The sequence below is a fragment of the Levilactobacillus tujiorum genome (assembly GCF_012641185.1).
Classification (GTDB): domain Bacteria; phylum Bacillota; class Bacilli; order Lactobacillales; family Lactobacillaceae; genus Levilactobacillus; species Levilactobacillus tujiorum.
In genome coordinates this window covers 12,244-31,055 of record NZ_JAAXLK010000016.1, presented here as the reverse complement: position 1 = coordinate 31,055, position 18,812 = coordinate 12,244, and the positions used below count along the sequence as shown (strand labels likewise).

The following is an 18,812-nucleotide window of genomic DNA, read 5'->3' as shown; positions in this document are numbered from 1 at the left end:
TTTTGGCTCAGCCGTGGGATTTACCAGGTGTTCTTCTTGGTAAATGGCGACTTTGAGACGTGATCTGCGGCTCAAAGCGAGGCCTAAGACCGTTCTGTGGCTTAGGCCGTCCTGCCCACAGCGTTCCAGCCAAAACTTGGCGAACGGTAAGGCGGCCGCGGTAGGGCACAGGTTGACCTTTAATGAAGTTGTTAAATAAAACGTCCATTCTGACATGAGAGCAGAATGGACGTTTTGTATACATAAGTTAAAGCGTAGGAAAGGCTTAGTACTGTTTCCCCGTTTCGTAAACAATTTCTGGTTCATTACCAGTTCGCTGGTACTTGTTGAGAAGGTCGATCGTCGACATTTCGTCTTCAGTCAGTGTGAAATCAAAGACCTGGGCGTTTTCGGCAATGCGATCGGCGTGTTGTGACTTAGGAATTGGTAAGATACCATGTTGTAATTCCCAACGCAGGATGACCTGTGCGACGGATTTGTTGTAGTGCTGACCAATCTTAGCAATCATCGCATCGCCCAGTACGGCCCGCCGTCCCAGTGGGCTCCAGGCTTCCGTGACAATGTTGTGCGCTTGGTTGTAGTCCAGTAAGGCCAGTTGATTCAAGTAGGGATGATATTCGACTTGATCGATGACGGGCATTTCTTTGGCCTTGGTCGCCAAGAGATCTAGGTGTGCGGCGGTGTAGTTGGAAACCCCGATGGATCTCACTTTACCGTCGGCCTTGAGCTTCTCGAAAGCCCGCCACGTGTCGAAGAAATGTTCGCGGACTGGCCAGTGAATCAATAATAGATCTAGGTAATCAAGTTGTAGTCGCTTGAGCGAGCCTTCTACAGCCTTCAACGTCTGGTCGTATCCTTGAACTTCTTCGGCAACTTTGGTGGTCAGAAAAAGTTCTTGGCGGGGAATCGCTAACCGGTGTAAGGTTTCGCCGAGTAGATCCTCATTACGGTAAAGCATGGCGGTATCGAATAGGCGATAGCCCTGATCCCAAGCGGTTTTGATGGTGGTATCCATGGTATCTTGATCACTGATCAGGTAGGTCCCAAAACCAAAGCCGGGGATGCGATGGCCATCGGCAAGTTGGATGGTGTCTGCAAGACTGTTAACTGTCATAGTTGTTCCTCCTTGGCATTAATTGATACGTATAACCACTATGTTAGGCCAATTTAGCGCCGTTGGCAACGCTTACTTTTTAGCTTTAAACTGGTCATAGAGATTAATGGACGCCTCAATGAGCATGCCAACAGTCATGATCCACATGGCGAGCATGTTTTGCTTGGCGAGCATGCAGCCTAGCAGAATAAGATAGAGAATGAAGAGAATAACCGCTGATGATTTATGGTTCATCGTAAAGCCTCCCTTGAAAGTATAAGGTCCACTTCCATTTAACCACTGTGGCGGCTTTCTGTTAACTGTCCATGTATTTTTAGTTAAGAATCCCCAAAAAGCCGACAGATTAATCGGTATGAAAGCGGATTATCGAGTACAATATGGGTAACGAACCGGTAAAGGAGGACGCCCAAATGACAGACCGTTACTTGCCGCTGGTCGATCAAGGCCTCACTGAAGATGAGGTCCATCACCGGGTGGCGGCTGGTTTAAAGAACGACCCGTTACCACCGTTAACGCGGAGTGTGAAGCAAATATTTCGGGATAACTTATTAACGCTATTTAATTTAATTAATCTCCTACTGGGTGGCCTAGTGCTGATTACCGGTAGCTACAAGAACCTGCTGTTTTTAGGCGTGGTGGTTTTTAACACCGGGATTGGTATTTTTCAGGAAATTCGGTCTAAACGCCAGGTCGATAAGCTCGCCCTGTTGTCGGAGGGCAAGATCAACGTCTTGCGCGGGGGCCAGCTGTCCCCGCTCCATCAAGATGAAATCGTACAGGATGATTTGTTAGTGATCGGTCGTGGGGATCAACTCCCGGTCGATGGTTTGATTCGTGAAACCGCGGGAATGGAAGTCGATGAATCCCAGATTACGGGGGAATCGACGCCGATTATTAAGAATACTGACGATCAGCTGGTTTCCGGCAGTGTAATCTTAGGGGGCAAAGCCGTTGTGCAGGCAACCACTGTTGGTAGTGGCAGCTTTGTTAAGCAGCTGGCCCATTCTGCTAAAGAGAAGCGGCGATCAGCGAGTCAGCTGTTACGCATTATCAACCGGATCATCAAAGTGCTGACGTTTGCCATTATTCCGTTAGGCGCTGGCTTGTTCATTTCAGCGTTGATGCGTGGTCAAGACCAGAATCGTGCAATCCTGGGTACGGTCGCCTCTATGGTGGGGATGATTCCCGAAGGCCTGGTGCTCTTGACGTCGGTCGCACTAGCTGCTGGGGCATTTACCCTGGGGCGGCGGCACGTTTTAGTTCGAGAATTGCCGGCGATTGAAGCCTTGGCCCGAGTCGACGTGCTCTGCTTGGATAAGACGGGGACGATTACCAATGGTAAATTAGTTTTGGAAAATGTCGAGGCCGTGGGAAACCAGACGCCGGATCAGCTAAAGCCCATCTTAGCGCAGTTAGTTGCGGCCACGGCCGATGATAATGAGACCGCTACGGCGATTAAGGTGGCGTTGGGGACCCCTAACGTGACCTCGTCCGAAGTGCTACCATTCTCTTCAGGTCGCAAATGGAGTGGCGCGCGGCTGGCGACGGGCAGCTACGCGATGGGCGCTCCAGAGTTTATTTTTGAAACGGTACCGACTGCGGTTCAACAACGCATTCAAACGTTAGCTGCCCAAGGTTACCGGGTCCTGTTGCTGGCTCAAGTCGACGCCCTCACGACGCCTAGGCCAACGGCGCCGCGAGCCATCGGGTTGATTTTAATCACGGATGAATTGCGGCCCCGGGCCAAGGACACCTTTAGCTTTTTTGCCAATCAAGATGTCGCGTTAAAGGTGATTTCGGGTGATAATCCGGTGACGGTGGCTAGTATCGCTGGTCGTGCGGGAATTGACGGTGCTGAGCGGCTGGTCGATATGAGTCGGGTCGGCACAGAACCGGACTATAATCAGTTGGTGACGGATTATAACGTCTTTGGCCGCGTCACGCCGCAACAGAAGCAGAACTTGATTAAGGCTTATCAGGCGGCCGGACACACCGTTGCGATGACGGGTGATGGGGTCAATGACTTGTTGGCTCTGCGACAGTCAGATTGTAGTATTGCCATGGCATCGGGGAGTGAGGCCACGAAGAGTCTAGCGGATTTCGTGCTGGTCGATTCAAATTTTGACGCCATGATTAATGTCTTGAATGAGGGCCGGCGGGTGATCAATAACATTGAACGGGTGGCCTCGCTGTACCTGATCAAGACGATGTATTCAGTAGTGTTGACGTTGATCTTCATCTTTATGAGCCGGAGCTATCCCTTTGAACCCATTCAATTAACACCTATTTCCTCGTTAATGGTGGGGATTCCGACGTTCTTCTTGGCCCTGCAACCGAACTACGCGCGGATCGCCGACCGGTTTATGAAACAGGTAATGGAGATTGCGGCGCCGGCTGCCACTTGTGTCGTGGGCTACATCATCGTGATTATGGCGTTGGGGACCCAGTTTGGCTTAAGCTTTGCCACGACCTCGACCCTCAGTGTCCTCATGACGGGCTTGATTAGCTTAAACGCGCTGGTCATGGTGGCCCGGCCGTTGAATCGGTTCAAGATTGGTCTGATTGCCGTGATGGCGAGCTTGTTTGCGATCATCTTTCTCATCTTCGGGCCCATCTTCTCACTGGTTAGCCTCATCAATTGGCAACTGGCGGTCATCTACCTACCACTGATGGTGAGTGTGCAGCCCGTCTTCATTCTGGTTCAGGAGATCTTAGGAAAACGAATCTTGAGTCGGATTCGGTGGCGGTAAACGCCGGCGAGGTTCCTCGTCAACGCGCTAGCTGAAACGTCATGATTAGATTATATCTAGTCACTGTAACTAGGTAATGTGCTATAATGTAAAGTAGAAATGGAAGGGTAGGGAAGAAATATGGCTGATTACAATCAATACACCCGCTGGGAAAACCAGATGCACAAAGCAAAACTGCCGCGATGGGATGATTTGCCGAAGTTTGATCTCTATATGGACCAGGTTACCGCGCTAATTAACGATATTCTGGGACCGTTAGGCATTGATACCATCACGCCAGCAATGATTAATAACTATGTTAAGCACCACGTTATCCTAGCACCCGTCAAGAAGAAGTATCAGACGATGCAGCTTACGGATATTTTGATGATCAGCCTGCTCAAACCGATGTTCCAGACCGATACGGTTCGTTCTGGGATCGACCAGATTACGGCTGGCGATTATCCCAAGCAGGCCTACGATAACTTTATCGGTCAGTTAGAGGATCGGTTGCATCATTTGGGTGAAGAACAGGTGCAGCCCGCCGCGAAGGATCTGAACGAGAAGCTCATGCAGGTGGCCGTGGATGCGGTCGTTGCTCGCCTCCAGTCCGAAAAATTATTACACTTAATTAAACGACCAATTCGTAAAATTGAAAAGAAGTAGCCACGTGTTTAGGCTAAAAAGGGCGTCCCAACATTTCTGCTGGGGCGCTCTTTTAGGTGGAAAAATCAAACAATGGCAAAGTGAAGTCTATGCCTAGAATGCCGCGAATCCTACTGGGTTTGCGTTTCTAACGTCAGATCATTCATGAAGGTTAACAGGAGGTTAGCGTAGCTAGGATGATCCGTATTGTCTTTAATTTCCTGTTGGATCAGGTGCAAGTTGTTGGTAATTACGCCGTTAACCCCGATGAACATCATCTGGTCCATCGTCGTGATGTCATCAATATCCCAAGCGTAAACCTGCTTATGTTCACGGTTAGCCTCTTCAACGAAGGTGTCATTCAGGGTGGTTTCCTCCATGGTGTAGGCGTTGGCCCGCGTGTGAGGGAAGGTGAGGTTGTAGGGCATGATGTAACTGACGAAAAGGTTGGGATGCTCGCGCTTGAGCTGATTCATGATGGTGTAGCTGAGCGTATGAACCTGTTCATGATTAGCGAGAATCCGGGCACCAAATTGGCGGTAGAAGCGTTCGGGAAGATCCTTGGTATCCGCGCCCCCGGTCTTAATTTCAATCAGGAGTTTCTGATGATGTTGAATTGCCGCGTCGAGATACTGATCAAAGCTGGGAATCTTGGCTTGATAGCCATTTTCCGTGACGGTGACGGCGGTCAACTGCTTGAGCGTCATCTTAGCGACCTGGCGTTTAATCCCTGCCAGCTGCTTGAGATTACTATCATGCATGACGACAAATTGATGGTCCTTGGTCATCCGGATATCCATCTCCACGTAATCGGGATGTTCGCGACTGGTTTTAACCATGGCGGGAATGGTGTTTTGCACGCCGTTGCCATTGTCAACGCCACGGTGGGCAATGGTTAGCGGCTTGCTCATCGCTAGACCATTTAGATAAACCAGATTAAACGCCACCAACAAGGCACTAATCACGGTCAGACCACTGACGATCAAAACGCGGGTACGTAATCGCGTCTTGGCCGGTTCCCGGAAGCTAAAGAGCATGGCGGGCGTCGGTTGATGAATGTCGTGGCTACTGAGAATGACCATCATGAAGATCACCGTGGCATAGCAGACGATGAATTCAGTGATCACTTCCATGAGGAAGAGGTTGATGGTCGCCGCAACCAAGGCGATGTGGGTCTTATCGAAGAGGACTTGACCGACGTAAAGGGCGCTGTAGATGATGGCTACCGTAACACTGACGATCACGAGCGTCACCAGAATTTTTAAGAGGTAATTCCAAAATTGACCGCGCGTTCGTTGCCAGCTGAGACGGATGGCGTCGCGGCTGTGATAATGATCGATCATCATTAAGGGAAGCACCGCAATGAGACGAATCCCGAGATAAGCCGCGCCAACGTAAAAGATACCTAATAGTACGGCAAAGGCATTGTTAGCCATGAGATAGCTCACGATAAAAGCAGGAATCTTGGCCTTATTGAGTAACGGCGTGGTAAAAAGTTCGCTACCGAAAGGCATAATCACAATAAAGTAGCCAATAAAGAAAAGAAAGGTGCTGGGAGAAGCCCCGGCAATACTACGGACGGTGTCTCCCAGAATACTCAACATGGTTTGTGGCCGACCATGCCGAATATTTGTAATCCCGAGTAGTAGGTAAGCAAACTGCCAATAAATGAGCGTCACAATTGCCAATAAAATGACGAGCAAACCGACGATTGCCAGGGGATGGTGGAGCAATAAATTACCGATATTCGTGTAAGACACGTAGGGAACGTGTTGCCAGCGCATAAGTGCGGAGGTTAACCAAGTGAAGAGTGGGACGGCGAGGTAGCTGACGACTAGATTTGTTAAGAAGACCAGGGTTACATAGCTTCCCCAGTGATGGAAGAAGTGCCGGTTAGCGTCACGCCAGAAAGCCCAAGGACGCATAGAATCACGCTTTCTATTGAGATATTTTCGAAAAAAGAAACATTATTCCAGGATGAAAAGGTTATCTACCTTTACTTTATCATAGTCTGTAAAAGCGGGAACAAAAATTGCTTAATTGGGGGATAAAAGCGGAATTCCAGCTGGAGATTAGCAAAACGATAACGGCGAAAATGAAAGAAAAAGAGTTGGTTGTGATTTAGAACACAGCTTAAAAAATAAAAATATTTTTTCTAAATATATGTATGCGCTTACATGTGCTGTGACTGTAACCCTTGATGGTTGTGGATTTGTTTGTCAGTTCAACTAGTTGTGATTTTTTTAACATAAACCTCTTGCAGAATTTAAAAAAGGTGATATGATTTAACTCGTGAAGAACTTAACAAGATGTTTTCAAATGGAGGCATAAGAATGTTAAAAGACGTGAAAGAAAATCCAAAAGCTAAAAAGCAAGAAAACGGCGAAACGGTTGATCAAATGATCGATCGGTTAACTGCCAAGGCCCACGACGCACTGTGCGCCATGGACGATTTTACTCAAGAAAAAGTTGACCACATTGTTCACCAAATGGCAATCGCTGGTTTGGACCATCATATGGAACTTGCCAAGGCCGCTTATGAAGAAACCGGCCGGGGTGTGATGGAAGACAAGGCCGTCAAGAATATGTTTGCTACCGAAGAAATCTGGCACTCAATTAAGAATGATAAGACGGTAGGCATCATCAAAGATGACCGGGAACGGCAATTGATTACGGTGGCCGAGCCACTGGGGATCTTAGCCGGGGTTACGCCCGTTACTAACCCAACGTCAACGGCAATGTTCAAGTCATTGATCGCCGTTAAGACGCGGAACCCAATCATCTTCGCCTTTCACCCACAAGCACAGAAGTCATCCGTGATGGCTGCTAAGGTTGTTCGGGATGCAGCGATTGCTGCCGGTGCCCCAGAAGGCGTTATCCAATGGATTGATAAGCCAAGTTTGGAAGCCACAACTGCCTTGATGAATCACCCTAAAGTAGCGAGTGTCTTGGCTACCGGTGGTCCTGGCATGGTGAAGGCGGCCTACTCAACTGGTAAGCCAGCCTTGGGAGTTGGTCCTGGTAACGGTCCAGCTTACATCGAAAAGACGGCTAACATTAAGCGTTCTGTCTACGATATCGTGCTGTCGAAGACGTTTGATAACGGGATGGTTTGTGCTTCTGAAAACAGTGCTGTTATTGATCAAGAAATCTACGATACGGTTAAGAAGGAAATGCAAGATCGCGGTGTCTTCTTCATTAAGAAGAGTGACGAAAAAGCTTTGGCTGACGCAATGTTCCGTCCTGAAGGTGGCGTTAAGGGCCCAGTTGCCGGGATGTCTGCACAAAAGATTGCTGAATTAGCTGGGATTAAGGTGCCCGCTACGGCTAAAGTCTTGGCTGCAGAATTAACTGGCGTTGGTCCTAAGTTCCCACTTTCCCAAGAAAAGTTGTCTCCAGTCTTATCCGTCTACAAGGCCAAGAGCCATGAAGACGCGTTCAAGATTTGTGATGAGCTCTTACACTTTGGTGGGTTAGGCCACACGGCTGGAATTCACACGATGGATGATGACTTAGCAACGAAGTTTGGGATTAAGATGAAGGCCAGCCGGGTCTTGGTTAACACGCCATCCGCTATTGGTGGTATTGGGAACCTCTACAACGAAATGATCCCATCATTAACGTTGGGAACTGGCTCATGGGGCAAGAACTCCGTCTCCCATAACGTTTCCTCATTTGACCTGTTGAACATCAAAACGATTGCAAAGCGGCGAAATAATATGCAGTGGATTAAATTACCTCGAGTTTACTTTGAAAAGACATCTGTCCGTTACCTTGACGATATGCCTGGTATCAAGCGGGTCTTCCTGGTAACTAGCCCATCAATGGTTGAATTGGGTTACATTGATACGGTCTTGAATGAATTGAAGCGTCGGCCAGATGGGATTGAATACTCACTGTTCTCTGACGTTGAACCTGATCCTACTACGGACACGGTTAACCGTGGGGTTGCGCAGATGCGGGTGTTTAAGCCAGATACAATCATTGCTTTAGGTGGTGGCTCACCAATTGATGCCGCTAAGAACATGTGGCTCTTCTATGAAGATCCTAATGCTAGCTTCTTCGGGGCTAAGCAGAAGTTCTTGGATATTCGGAAGCGGACTTACAAGTTCAATAAGCCTACGAAGGCCCAATTTGTAGCGATCCCAACTACTTCTGGGACTGGTTCTGAAGTTACACCATTCTCCGTGATTACGGATTCCAAGACGCACGTGAAGTACCCATTGGCTGACTACGCTTTGACGCCAGATGTAGCGATTGTGGACTCACAGTTCATTCAGACGGTACCTAAGAAGACAGTAGCTTACTCTGGGTTAGATGTGTTGACCCATGCTATTGAATCTTACGTCTCAAACATGGCCTCTGACTACACGCGGCCATGGTCCTTACAAGCGATCAAGTTGGTTATGGATAACCTGACGAACTCCTACAATGGTGATGTCACGGCCCGCGAAGAAATGCATAATGCCTCAACGCTTGCCGGGATGGCCTTTGCGAATGCCTTCCTTGGGGTAGACCACTCAATCGCCCACAAACTGGGTGGCGAATTCGGCTTACCACATGGTTTGGCAATCGCGATCACCTTGCCACACGTCATTCGTTACAACTTCAAGGAACCAACGAAGCTGTCAATGTGGCCTAAGTATGAGTACTTCCGGGCTGACGAAGACTACGCGCAAATTGCACGGTACCTCGGCTTGCCAGGAAACACTAAGGAAGAATTGAAGGAGTCCTTGGTCAAGAAAGTTATCGACTTGGCCCACTCAGTTGGTGTGACGTTGAGCTTGAAGGCCAACGGGGTTGATAAGGCGCACTTTGATAAGGTAGTTGATCATTTGGCTGAATTAGCCTTTGAAGATCAATGCACGACGGCTAACCCAAAGGAACCTTTAGTTTCTGAACTGAAACAGATTATGCTTGATGAATATGATGGTAAGAACGTTGAAAAGTAACGTTTGATCCGCGACGGTCACTCTGAAGAGGGGTGGCCGTCTTTTTTTGTCGCTCGTTTAAGGCGAGGAATCCCCGTGATGGCGGCGATTTTGCAGGGCCAGCTGATCACTATTAAACGTGTTTCTACTATATTATAAGGTGGTGTAACTGCTACAAGTAGAAATTAAATGATGCGCTATCGGCTTAAGCCTGAAAATTATCGACTAATTGCTGAGAGGATGAGTGATTTTGGGGGCGTAAGTTGGACTTTATTAACGGAAAAAAACGGTAAGAGTGAGAAATAATGCCAGCTATTTTCTGAACATGACGCGTTATTTTCGAAAAATTGACTGATTTTCATCAAATTATCATCAAAAATCGTAAAAAAAGTCGGATTTTCAGTGCAAAAGGCACGGTAAATCCGGCCTCTTTTTGGCTAAAATGGGTAAAAATTGGCAAATAAAAGCGGTTTATATGACAACAGAGTTACAAATATTACGGAATGTCATAATGTAATATTTTTCTTAACCTCCGCGTAATCTAACGTCAATTTGAATGTAATACCTATCAGTTATTCTAATATCCGTTAAGCAAACAAAGGAGGACATTCATTACTTATGAATATCAAAAAAGCTTTAGTTACTACTTTAGGAACGGTTGCCGTTGTCGGTGCCGGTCTCTTCGCCTCAACACAAACGGCAAACGCTGATACTGTTACGGTCAAGCAGGGGGATTCTGTTTGGTCATTAGCTAACACGTACAACACGACCGTTAACGCCATTGAAAAGGCTAATACCTTGGCTAACAGCAACTTGATCTACGTGGGTCAACAATTGAATGTGCCTACCAGCACGACTTCAACGACTGCTGCTAACGTGGCAAGCCAAAACTACAGCAACAATGCTTCTACGCAAGCTAGCCAATCCACGACTAGCCAAGCAACCACTTCTTACTCAAACCATGCCGCAACTAGCAGCAACACGTCTGCTTCAACTGGCGTTTCTGGCTCAGATGCCAGTGCCAAGGCTTGGATTGCTGGTAAGGAATCTGGTGGTTCATACTCAGCTCGTAACGGCCAATACATCGGTAAGTACCAATTGAGTGCTTCTTACTTGAACGGTGACTACTCCGCTGCTAACCAAGAAAAGGTTGCCAACCAATACGTGGCTTCCCGTTATGGTTCATGGTCTGCTGCCCAATCTTTCTGGCAAGCAAACGGCTGGTACTAAAACCCAGTTAACTTAATCGTTTAAATCAAGTAAGCTCTCACGGATGCAGGTCCGTGGGGGCTTTTTTGTAGTCAGCGGGTAGTGGGATCTAGCTGAAAAGGAGACGATCTTCACTAAAATAGTTGGTTATTGAAAAACGAGACGGGTGTTTTTCGCCGATCTTTTCCAAATATAGGGGGAATCGGCGAAAATTTAGGCCACTTGCGCGTGATTTTTTCCAATAGTTATTGTGTAAATACGGTAAAAGCGTCACATCGCAGTAAAGAAACCGGCGAATTACGGCTGGATGTTGCGGCATCGTTAACCATGTTACAGTTTGTCACGTAACCCATTTTTTCTTAATCGGGGTGTAACTCAGGAACAATGGGGGTGTAACGTCCACAGGTTATGATAGGTCTCGTTAAGTAATTGATAGACAAACCGCTTCACTTAAATTAAAAGGAGGACATTCATTTTTATGAATATCAAAAAAGTTTTAGTTTCTACTTTAGGTACTGCTGCAGTGTTAGGCGCCGGGTTATTTGCTGGCACCACTTCCGCTAACGCCGACGTCCGGGTAACGGTGAAGTCGGGAGATACTGTTGCTAAGATTGCAAACCAATACAAATCAAGTGTTTCTTCTATTGAGAGTGCCAACAACCTAAAGAATGTCAACTTAATTTATGTTGGCGAATCACTGGTCGTTCCTTCAACCACTTCAACGTCTACGGCAACGACGACACAAGCGGCACAAACGACCACACCAAGTACGACGACGCAAAAGCAATACAAGCAGTACAGCTCAACGCAAAACTACAACAATACGGCTGCTGCAACCACGTCTAAGACGAATACTGCCACGACTAGCACGTCAACGACGACTGGTTCCGATTCTTCTGCTAAGGCATGGATCGCGAACAAGGAATCTGGTGGCTCATACTCTGCACGGAACGGTCAATACGTTGGTAAATACCAATTGAGTGCATCTTACTTGAACGGGGATTACTCTGCTGCTAACCAAGAAAAGGTAGCGAACAACTACGTTTCTTCCCGTTATGGCTCATGGGCAGCTGCCAAGTCTTTCTGGCAAGCAAACGGTTGGTACTAAACTGAATTCCGGTTTAGCTAGCCACGAGTTAATAAACTAAAATTAGAAACGACGGTAAAACCTTTACGGGTGGACCGTCGTTTTTGCGTTCGTTAAACCGCGATATCAGCGGTTTTTTAGCCCAATTGGATGGATTTGGGGTTGGCTGTTACCGTTTCGTAACATGCAGACAACTTTCCTGTAACCTGGGAACGTTATGCTATTCTTAAGAAATTCGTTAGGAGGGACCAGATTGAAGTTCAAGTCAGGATTGATGGTGTTATTAATGGTAATTTCAATGGTCCTACCTAGCGTTGCGGCGGTTACGAGTACGACGACTTCGGCGGAAGCTAGTGCAGCTTACGTTTGCAAGTTGTCTAAGAAGGAGCGGCGGGCCAAAGCGTGGATTGCCAACAAGGAGTCTGGTGGTAATTACCGCGCCAAGAATGGTCGCTACTATGGCAAGTATCAATTAACCCGCTCATATCTGAAGGGCGATTACAGTAAAGCCAATCAGGAGAGAACGGCCGATAAGTATGCCCACAGCCGTTATGGCAGTTGGGTTCGAGCCAAGCATCATTGGTTAGCTTGTGGCTGGTTCTAAATAAATGATAAATACTGGTGTCACCGTTGGTTAGATAGCCGATGGTGGCTTTTTGTTTGGGTAAAAGTATTGTCAGATTGGCGGTGTGATGCTGGATAATTGGCTGTGGTGGTGACCATTCACTGTGATCCGGAGATTCTATCTAACGGTATAGTTAATAGCATACCGGAGAATGCTGATAAAAACGACTACAATTTGATTATTCTTTTTGGAGGTTTAGACGTTTATCTTGAAGATGAAATTCAGCAAAAGTAATCCAAGCAAGCAACAAGTATCATCATTTGAAATATAAGAAACATTATCAATAGTTAATCCTTGATTATAATGAGCTGATCCGGTATGCTGAAGTCATTGAAAAAGAGCTTAAAAAAATGGAACCCCGAGGAGGATTCCATTCTTGATCAAGTCAATTTAACTCATGTGTAAGTCGCGTCGATGATAGCCCCACCAGCCGATTAAGATGAGAACGAGGCTGAGAACCAGCATCCAGCTGAAGTTTGCCCATTCAACATCGTGACTCGGTACCTTATTCATCCAACCTAATGGTGATAGGTGTTGGGCCCACTTAGGGAGCTTCAGCATGCCACCCATATAGAGTGTAATGAAGCCGAGGCCGAGGTATAGCCAGTTCAGAGCTCGGATGCGTGGCCACCAGCCAATGATCGCAGTGGCAATACCGATGAAGACGAGGACAGCTGGCAACTGCCCCCAGATGGATTGCCAGAGTTCAAAGGTGGTTAACCCATCCTTGGGGTGGCTGAGAGTGGCGTTGCCGACAAGGATTAGGGTACTAATGGCGACACCAAAGGCGACGATACTGCTCAGTAGACCAGTACCAACGTAGCCGAAGAAGAGCTGAGTACGCGAGAGTGGCCGCGCATACAGGGACTCTAACCAACCATTGGTTTCATCGCTATACAGTTTGTAGACCAGTTGAATGCCAGGGATAGCTGCCAAGGCCGCCATGAGGATAACTAAAGTAGAAGTGAAGCTGACCAGCATGGCGTGATTAGCTTCGTGCAACACATTGGAGCCGAAGACCTGTTGCATGGTTGGGTTGGTTTTTAGCATGTCACCCACGCTATTGTAGATGCTCCCATAGGTCATGGCCAGAATGGCTAGACCGATGATCCAACCAATAATAACGTTGTGTTCGCGGCGCCAGAGGAGTGAAACCGGTCCGCGTAAAAAGGCCGAAGCGATTCGGCGACCTGGCCGAGTAGCAATCGCGCCAGCATTTAGATCACGCTGTAAGTTAATGATTGCAGCGAGTATGAAGAGAATGAGGGCTAGGAGTAAAGCGAGCACGATAGGTAACCAGTTAGGGTGATGGTATGGTGAAATCTTCTCGACCCAACCGAGGGGAGACCACCAAGTGTAGTCAGGATTCTGAACGTCGGTCATCATCCGCACAATGTAAGCTAAGCCGAACAGGGCGTAAGTCAGCCCGGTGGCACTAGCTGAGTGATCAGCCAGTTGTGCGGTCAGGAGGGCTAATAGGCCAAAGGCCAGACTGACGGCTGCTAAACCAATGGCCACAGCCCAGTTTCCTTCGGTCGTAATCCCGTGCATATCGGAAAAACCGAGTCCGATACCATACAGGATCGCGACTAAGGCATTAACAATTACTAATTCTAAAGCCGCCGCACTTAATGGGGCCAACTGACCGACCGCGCGTGAGCGGATTAATTCGGTGATGCCTTCATCTTCTTCACCACGAGTGGCATGAACCCCCAACATAATATTCATGATGATTTGTGTGATGGTCATAAAGACGACCATTTCGGTTGAAAATATCTGAGCGGTTGATGGATTGTTTGTGAACTTGAACGCCCCTAACAGAGCAACCATAGCGGGGCTCTTGAGCGTATCTTTGATCGCAGCAATCTCGTGTTGGGTGCCGAAGATATCCGTAAATTTGAAAGCAACGCCAATCATTAGGCCCACGAGAACGAGAATCCAGATCAGAATACGGAAGCGGTCGCGGCGCAGGGCCAGTCCGGTTAAACGGCCAGTGCGGGCAAAACGTGATGTCATGATTCTCACTCCTTTTCCGTCGTGTAATAGTGCATAAAGAGATCTTCTAGAGTTGGCGGTGTACTTTGCAGGGCCATGATGTGGTGCTCAGTGAGGGCCAACATGACAGCTGGTAATGCCTTGGCTTCCACTGAAAACTGCCATTCGTTGGTATGCTGACCCGGTTCGGCATTGTGAACCCCCGCCAACTGTGTAACATCTAATGGTGTCTTCAGCGTGACGTTGATCACGGTACGCGTCAGATGGCGCATTTCCGCTAGACTTCCCGTTTCGATGATCCGACCCTCACGAATAATGGCGATACGGTCACACATACGCTCAACTTCAGAGAGAATGTGACTGGAGAGTAAGACGGCTTTGCCTTGTTGTTTGAGTGCCAAGACGGCCAATTGAAATTGTCGCTCATTCAAAGGATCGAGGCCAGAAGTTGGTTCATCGAAGATATAGAAGTCAGCGTCCTGAGAAAAGGCCGCAATGAGTGCTACCTTTTGCCGATTCCCTTTGGAGTAGGTCCGGGCTTTCTTGGTCGGGTCGAGCCCGAACTGCTTAATCAAGTCATCCGTTCGTTGTGAATGGTGCGCGCCATTCATCTTTAGTAGGAGATCAATGATTTCACCACCGGTTAGGTTAGGCCAAAGGTAGACATCACCGGGGACGTAAGCCAGCCGGCGGTGAATAGCAACACTGTCGTGCCAGACGTCTTGACCAAAGATGGTTGCATCGCCGCCAGTGGCCCGAATGAGACCTAGAAGCACGCGAATAGTGGTGGATTTACCAGCGCCATTGGGTCCAATAAAGCCAAAGACCTCACCGGCATTAACGTTAAATGTGATGTCTTTCAGGGCTTGAAAATGCCCAAAACTTTTTTGGAGATGATTAATTTGTAAGACAGGTGTAGCTGTCATATGAATTCCCTCCTCACGGTTATTTAAATCGCTATCATCGTAAGCCCCCCACTAATGGAAGTCAATAGAAAAGTGAACTATTTTTACGAAATAGTTCACTAAAGTTAAAAATGTTTCCTTAATGAGGTATGATAGAATGGATAGCAGGGAATTTTTTAGCAAAAGTGGTGAATGTAATGGCAACGAACCAGCAGCGACGTGAGCGGCAACGGCAAAATATTTTGCAGGCGGCAAGAAAGTTATTTATGCGCGATGGCTATAAGGTGACCCATATCAAGGATGTGGCGACTGAGGCCAACGTTTCGCAGGTGACTCTTTATAAGTATTTTGATAGTAAGTTGGCTTTAGGACATCAGGTTGTGCTAGAGATGATTGTTGAGGGGTACGCGGATTACCAAAAGATGGTGGATGATCATACGCGCTCATTTCGTGAGCTGATTCAGTTAATGATTACCACGAAGACGGGCTATGCGGTTGAAATGAGCGATGACTTTTATCAGTTTGTTTCCGACGATATGCGTGGGGCGTTAGGCAACGATGATGCGCAGCAACTCTATCAAGCAGGCAAAGAGAAATTCTGGGATAGTGTAATCACTCGCGGACGGGCCGCGGGGATGATTAGTCCCAAGTTGTCCAATGAAGCACTGATGATGTACCTGGATATGTATGTTCAGTATTTCAGTGCCCCGACCAGTCATCCGGTGATTGGGGATGCTAAGACCTATAAACATTACGCCGATCAGCTGATGCACCTCTTTTTCTATGGATTCATTGGTAATCCGCCGCAGAGTGATGATCAATCAGCAAAGGAGCAGATAAACTAATATGGCAGAAGCAGAAGTTTTAGCAGCGGTTAGACAATTTTCGCAATCTAAAATGGGTGATGATGAAACGGGACACGGCTTCGATCACATTCAACGGGTCGTGGGGCTTGCAGAGCGTTTGGTGCAAGCCTACCCAGCCGCCAATCGGGTTTTAACGGTGACGGCAGCGTATTTACATGACGTGATTGACGAAAAGTTGGTGACGGACACCGCCCAAGCCAGCGAAGAAGTACGATATTTCTTAAAGCAACAAGGGTTTACCGCCGATCAGATTGAAACGATCTTCTTAATCATGGATAACATGTCTTATCACAAGACACTAGATGGTACGGCTAAACCGTTGCCGTTAGAGGGTCAGTTGGTTCAAGACGCGGACCGACTAGATGCGATTGGTGCGATCGGTATTTCGCGGGCAATCTATTTTGGTGGTCATTTCGGTGAAAAGATTTACGACCCAGCGGTACAACCGCGAACGGCGATGACGCACGCGGAATACCGGAATCTAAACAATGAAACGATTATTAATCACTTCTATGAGAAATTGTTAACGTTGAAGGATTTGATGAACACAGCGGCGGCTAAGCAGCTGGCAGAGCATCGCCAACAGGTCATGCTAGACTTTTTATCAGAGTATAAAGCGGAATGGAACGCGGAAGCATAAGGCTTTCGCGTTTTTATTTGCCGGGAAGTCAAAGTTAGGGATTTAAAGATTTCAAAGCAAGTGATATACTATGACTGTACGGAATGTTCACGTTAACATTTTGCGTTGAGTGAAATGCTAGCGTTAACGATTATTGGCGTACATAACTAATGTATTAGATAGGTGTAATTCAGAAAAAAGGGTAAAAGACGTTAAACTTTACAATACCGGCGTCACCGGTTGGTGCTAAGGGCTTTAGCTGGATATTAGCTAAGGCGTAGAGGTTGACAATTTCTGATAATATTGTATTATGAAATCGGTTACACTGTCATACTAGTATATTAGTTGGACGGTGCTGATTGTTCGACCATTAGTTGAATTTGACAGTTCGATACTTTGACAATACGAAAGGGCGGTTTCAGATGGTTAAACTAACGGATGATTACTTAAACAACAAGGCGGCTTTTACAGCAGCTGGGATTAAAGTTCCTACTTATGATCAAGATAAATTACGGAAAGCAACAAATGAACACCCACGTTGGGTTCACTTTGGTGGTGGGAACTTATTCCGCGCGTTCCATGCAGCCATTGCGAACACTTTAATTGAAAAAGGCGAATTAGACTCAGGTGTGATCGTGGCCGATACTTATGATAACTCTGTGGTAGATGGCGTTTACAAGCCATTCAACGATCGGGTTCTCCGGGTTGTGACGAAGGCTGATGGGAACTTTGACAAGGAATTATTTGCGTCAGTTACGGAATCACTATTTGCAACGCAAGCCCGCAAAGAAGATTGGAAGCGGATGCAAGAAATCTTCAAGGCACCTTCCTTACAAGTCGTTTCCTTCTCAATTACTGAAAAGGGCTACAACTTGAAGACCGTTTCCGGTGAATTGAACGACATCACCAAGGCTGATTTGGCTGCTGGTCCAGAAGCACCTAAGGGGAACATGGCTGGTTTAGTTTCCTTATTATTAGGTCGTTTCCAAAACGGTGCAACGCCACTGACCTTGATGAGTACCGATAACTTCTCTAACAATGGGGACAAGTTAAAGGATAGTGTCTTGACGGTTGCCAAGGGCTGGAAAGAAAACGGATTTGTCGGTCAAGACTTCTTAGATTATTTGGAAGACGACAAGAAGATCAGTTTCCCACTATCTATGATCGACCGGATTACGCCAAATCCTTCTGAAACCGTTAGTGCTAAGTTAAAGGACTCTGGGTTTGAAGATTACGAGATTATTCACACGGCCAAGCACACTAACATTGCCCCATTCACGAACACTGAAGAAGTTCACTACTTAGTTGTAGAAGATAACTTCCCGAATGGCCGGCCAAAGTTTGAAGATGCCGGTGTCATCATGACTGATCGTAAGACGGTTGGCGAAGCAGATGAAATGAAAGTTACCACCTGCCTGAACCCACTGCACACGTCATTGGCTATTTTTGGGAGTGTTCTGCGGTTCAAGTCAATTTCCGACGAATTGCAAAACGATGACCTGGTTGGCGTTATTAAGCAAATTGGGTACGTTGAAGGCTTGCCAGTTGTGACGGATCCTAAGGTTATCAACCCTAAGGAATTCATCGACCAATTGGTTACGAAGCGTTTGCCTAACCCATACATCCCGGATACACCACAACGGATTGCAACGGATACGTCCCAGAAGATCCCAGTTCGTTACGGGGTCACGATCAAGCAATACGTTGACCGCGACGGGTTCGATCCTTCGACCTTGGAATTCATCCCATTGACCATTGCGGGTTGGTTCCGTTACTTGATGGCCGTTGACGATGAAGGCAATGCCTTTGAACCAAGTCCAGATCCAATGATGGATGACTTGAAGAAGTACGTTGGCGACATTAAGTTGGGCGAAAAGACCGACGTTCACGCACACTTGAAAGATGTTTTGACGAATACCTCAATCTTCGGCCAAGACCTCTACGCAGTTGGTTTGGGTGAAAAGGTTGAAAACTACTTCAGTCAAATGATTGCTGGCAAGGGTGCCATCGTTAAGACGATCGAAGACGCTTTAGCTAAGCACGCTAAATAATTAGAAATTTGTTGGTCGTCACGCAGAATTTATGAG

The 18,812-nt window shown here is 47.2% G+C and carries 14 protein-coding genes; 9 read left to right on the top strand and 5 right to left on the bottom strand.

Going from position 1 to position 18,812, the window contains the following annotated elements; all coding sequences use genetic code 11:
• Window positions 1–265 precede the first annotated feature (265 nt).
• Window positions 266–1,114: an aldo/keto reductase gene (locus HF569_RS08630; protein WP_168902118.1), complete on the bottom strand. Its 849-nt coding sequence runs from the start codon at window positions 1,112–1,114 to the stop codon at window positions 266–268.
• Window positions 1,115–1,186: 72 nt separating this feature from the next.
• Window positions 1,187–1,348, bottom strand: coding sequence for a hypothetical protein (locus HF569_RS08625; protein ID WP_168902117.1), 162 nt, complete (start codon window positions 1,346–1,348; stop codon window positions 1,187–1,189).
• A gap of 176 nt (window positions 1,349–1,524) precedes the next feature.
• On the opposite strand from HF569_RS08625, the gene HF569_RS08620 reads away from it, so the two are divergent.
• On the top strand, window positions 1,525–3,864 hold the full coding sequence (locus HF569_RS08620) for a cation-translocating P-type ATPase (RefSeq protein WP_168902116.1): 2,340 nt from the start codon (window positions 1,525–1,527) through the stop codon (window positions 3,862–3,864).
• A gap of 120 nt (window positions 3,865–3,984) precedes the next feature.
• Window positions 3,985–4,509 carry a DUF1836 domain-containing protein gene (locus HF569_RS08615; protein WP_057732142.1) on the top strand — a complete coding sequence of 175 codons (525 nt, stop codon included), beginning with the start codon at window positions 3,985–3,987 and terminating at the stop codon, window positions 4,507–4,509.
• Window positions 4,510–4,619: 110 nt separating this feature from the next.
• On the opposite strand, the gene HF569_RS08610 is transcribed toward HF569_RS08615, so the two are convergent.
• Window positions 4,620–6,413, bottom strand: coding sequence for a glycerophosphoryl diester phosphodiesterase membrane domain-containing protein (locus HF569_RS08610; RefSeq protein ID WP_168902115.1), 1,794 nt, complete (start codon window positions 6,411–6,413; stop codon window positions 4,620–4,622).
• 408 nt (window positions 6,414–6,821) lie between these two features.
• Between HF569_RS08610 and adhE the strand changes: the two genes are divergently transcribed.
• The 4 genes from adhE (at window position 6,822) to HF569_RS08590 (ending at window position 12,319) form a co-directional block, all read left to right on the top strand.
• Entirely contained in the window at window positions 6,822–9,440 is a 2,619-nt protein-coding gene (adhE, locus tag HF569_RS08605; RefSeq protein WP_168902114.1) for a bifunctional acetaldehyde-CoA/alcohol dehydrogenase, read from the top strand.
• A 597-nt stretch (window positions 9,441–10,037) separates the two neighbouring features.
• Entirely contained in the window at window positions 10,038–10,649 is a 612-nt protein-coding gene (apf, locus tag HF569_RS08600) for an aggregation-promoting factor (protein ID WP_168902113.1), read from the top strand.
• A gap of 457 nt (window positions 10,650–11,106) precedes the next feature.
• The gene (apf, locus tag HF569_RS08595; RefSeq protein ID WP_168902112.1) at window positions 11,107–11,736 is read left to right on the top strand and encodes an aggregation-promoting factor; all 630 of its coding nucleotides are present in this window, start codon (window positions 11,107–11,109) and stop codon (window positions 11,734–11,736) included.
• Between the two features lie 232 nt (window positions 11,737–11,968).
• Window positions 11,969–12,319: an aggregation-promoting factor C-terminal-like domain-containing protein gene (locus HF569_RS08590; RefSeq protein ID WP_168848831.1), complete on the top strand. Its 351-nt coding sequence runs from the start codon at window positions 11,969–11,971 to the stop codon at window positions 12,317–12,319.
• A 411-nt stretch (window positions 12,320–12,730) separates the two neighbouring features.
• On the opposite strand, the gene HF569_RS08585 is transcribed toward HF569_RS08590, so the two are convergent.
• Together HF569_RS08585 and HF569_RS08580 are read right to left on the bottom strand one after the other, a co-directional pair.
• Window positions 12,731–14,356, bottom strand: coding sequence for an ABC transporter permease (locus tag HF569_RS08585; RefSeq protein WP_168902111.1), 1,626 nt, complete (start codon window positions 14,354–14,356; stop codon window positions 12,731–12,733).
• Window positions 14,357–14,361: 5 nt separating this feature from the next.
• Window positions 14,362–15,261 (bottom strand): ABC transporter ATP-binding protein, encoded by a 900-nt coding sequence (locus tag HF569_RS08580; RefSeq protein WP_168902110.1) that lies wholly within the window; start codon window positions 15,259–15,261, stop codon window positions 14,362–14,364.
• A gap of 176 nt (window positions 15,262–15,437) precedes the next feature.
• Between HF569_RS08580 and HF569_RS08575 the strand changes: the two genes are divergently transcribed.
• From HF569_RS08575 to HF569_RS08565, 3 genes are all read left to right on the top strand, one after another.
• Window positions 15,438–16,085: a TetR/AcrR family transcriptional regulator gene (locus HF569_RS08575; protein WP_168902109.1), complete on the top strand. Its 648-nt coding sequence runs from the start codon at window positions 15,438–15,440 to the stop codon at window positions 16,083–16,085.
• Window position 16,086: 1 nt separating this feature from the next.
• Window positions 16,087–16,746, top strand: a complete 660-nt coding sequence (locus tag HF569_RS08570) for an HD domain-containing protein (RefSeq protein ID WP_168902108.1) — start codon at window positions 16,087–16,089, stop codon at window positions 16,744–16,746.
• Window positions 16,747–17,147: 401 nt separating this feature from the next.
• Window positions 17,148–18,776 (top strand): mannitol dehydrogenase family protein, encoded by a 1,629-nt coding sequence (locus tag HF569_RS08565; protein WP_168902107.1) that lies wholly within the window; start codon window positions 17,148–17,150, stop codon window positions 18,774–18,776.
• Window positions 18,777–18,812 lie beyond the last annotated feature (36 nt).

Coding starts and splice junctions, on each gene's coding strand:
- HF569_RS08630 (WP_168902118.1), bottom strand. CDS start 1,114: ATGACAGTTAACAGTCTTGCAGACACCATCCAACTTGCCGATGGCCAT.
- HF569_RS08625 (WP_168902117.1), bottom strand. CDS start 1,348: ATGAACCATAAATCATCAGCGGTTATTCTCTTCATTCTCTATCTTATT.
- HF569_RS08620 (WP_168902116.1), top strand. CDS start 1,525: ATGACAGACCGTTACTTGCCGCTGGTCGATCAAGGCCTCACTGAAGAT.
- HF569_RS08615 (WP_057732142.1), top strand. CDS start 3,985: ATGGCTGATTACAATCAATACACCCGCTGGGAAAACCAGATGCACAAA.
- HF569_RS08610 (WP_168902115.1), bottom strand. CDS start 6,413: ATGCGTCCTTGGGCTTTCTGGCGTGACGCTAACCGGCACTTCTTCCAT.
- adhE (WP_168902114.1), top strand. CDS start 6,822: ATGTTAAAAGACGTGAAAGAAAATCCAAAAGCTAAAAAGCAAGAAAAC.
- apf (WP_168902113.1), top strand. CDS start 10,038: ATGAATATCAAAAAAGCTTTAGTTACTACTTTAGGAACGGTTGCCGTT.
- apf (WP_168902112.1), top strand. CDS start 11,107: ATGAATATCAAAAAAGTTTTAGTTTCTACTTTAGGTACTGCTGCAGTG.
- HF569_RS08585 (WP_168902111.1), bottom strand. CDS start 14,356: ATGACATCACGTTTTGCCCGCACTGGCCGTTTAACCGGACTGGCCCTG.
- HF569_RS08580 (WP_168902110.1), bottom strand. CDS start 15,261: ATGACAGCTACACCTGTCTTACAAATTAATCATCTCCAAAAAAGTTTT.
- HF569_RS08575 (WP_168902109.1), top strand. CDS start 15,438: ATGGCAACGAACCAGCAGCGACGTGAGCGGCAACGGCAAAATATTTTG.
- HF569_RS08570 (WP_168902108.1), top strand. CDS start 16,087: ATGGCAGAAGCAGAAGTTTTAGCAGCGGTTAGACAATTTTCGCAATCT.
- HF569_RS08565 (WP_168902107.1), top strand. CDS start 17,148: ATGGTTAAACTAACGGATGATTACTTAAACAACAAGGCGGCTTTTACA.